General features: G+C 48.5%; 1 protein-coding gene and 1 pseudogene. Both read right to left on the reverse strand.

Annotated elements, in window-relative coordinates; genetic code table 11:
• Window positions 1-881, reverse strand: an 881-nt coding sequence (locus tag VIP81_RS07980; RefSeq protein WP_331958179.1) for a hypothetical protein, incomplete at its 3' end; no start/stop codon positions are given.
• An 88-nt stretch (window positions 882-969) separates the two neighbouring features.
• Window positions 970-1,726, reverse strand: a pseudogene (locus tag VIP81_RS07985) (alpha-L-fucosidase); the annotation flags it as partial.

Below are 1,726 nucleotides of genomic sequence, written 5' to 3' on the forward strand. Positions count from 1 at the left end.
AATCCTTTGTCACGGATGCTGCGCAGTACCTGCTGCACATTACCGCCAAAAGAATTGCCTACCTCCAGCCAGTCGCCCATATGCGGCTGATAGCCGTCATCGAGCTGTATATATTTTAACGCCGGAATATTACTTTTAATGTAATCCAGGTTATCGTAAATATTCTGTGCGGTTACTCTGGGACCAAAGCAGTACCAGGAACACCAGCCCGTAGGTGGTTGCTTAAACTCCAGCCGCGGATGAAAATGATGGATGCGATCCGCAAAGCGATCCAACAGCTGATTACCGTCTTTACCTGTAGCCAGCATCAGCTCTTCCAGGTTAAAAGTACCGCCGGGCTTGAGTTCCAGATTCTCCAGGTCTGTCACCACTTTAATGGTATCGGCGGATAAATAAAACTTGCCTACAAAACGTTTGCTGGAAGTGTATCCCAGCAACAGCTGTACATTACCGGCAGGATACAAACGCAACAGGTTGTACACCGCCAGATAGCCGTCTGGTTGCGGTATTTTATAATGCCCTGCATCTGTGTAGTTGCCGAGGTTTTCCGGCTTCTCCAATGTGCCGGCCGTTTGTGTGAGCATTTGAAAACCTTCTGCATAGAAGGGGGTTGCAGCCGGCAGGACTTTACCTACGAGGCCGGTGACTACTTCTTTCAAACGTATCGCAGTACTACCGGTGTTGACTATACGTACTTCACACAGCTCTCCTTTCCAGATGCGCACCACTTTAATAAAGGCGGGCGCCGGGCTGCCATCTGCCGCATATACTACCGGCGTACTCTTTTTCAATGCCTGTACAAACCGCTCCGGATCTCCTGCCATGGCTGCAATAGCACAGCCAAGCAAACAACACAGTAATAGCAAGCTGCATTTTTTCATCGTGGATGTTATTTTGGTTGTATAGTGAATTCAAATAATAGCATCAACTCAATGCCGTCATTCCTTAGCCCCTCTCGTTCCGTAGATGTTATTTGGGCTGCATGGTTAACTCAAATAATTTCATCAACTCGCTCCCCTTTATTTCATTTGTCCTGATGGTGATGTCATACTCTCCTGCCGGAAGAAAAATTTCCTTCAATGGCAGCACGGTTACTTTTGCCGGCTGTACGTTTTCTGTGATAACGTTATCACCTATACGAATACTGTAGCTTCCGCCGGCCGCTTGATCCGCGGTATACTTTATATTGAGCTGATAGGTAGCATCCTTTACGGTACGGACTTTCCAGCTAACGTATTGCGTGGTATCCTTCCAGTTATGCACAAAATAGGCGGCCTTTTTCCCATCTCCATTCTGCCAGCCACGCCCATGCAGGTTGCCGTCAAACGCCCTCAATACATTGGTGATATCCTGCGTATCCAACACTCTTACAGTATCAGTTTTGATGCGTTCCATTTCCAGTACCACCACACTATTAATACTATCCGGCGCATTGGCAGGCAGCGTAATAAGGAGATCTTTTGCATTTTTTCGTTGTATCCGCAGTGGCTTTTTAGTTTTATCGCTCAGCAGGTAAGCCTTGCTCACCGGGCTTTCCAGGCCGCCTACATACAATGCGGCGCGCCAGTCGAAAACGTGCAGGTACAATTTATTTCCCTTCCTGGTGCTTTCTCCCCAGGGCTGCACCGGCAATGGACTAGCGCTGCTGCCGTAAATACTTTCTCCGCTCTGCTGCATCCATGCGCCAATGGTGCGCAGGATGATCGTGTCGCGCGGATCAATGCTA

The sequence above is a fragment of the Chitinophaga sp. genome (genome assembly GCF_036566945.1).
Lineage (GTDB): Bacteria > Bacteroidota > Bacteroidia > Chitinophagales > Chitinophagaceae > Chitinophaga.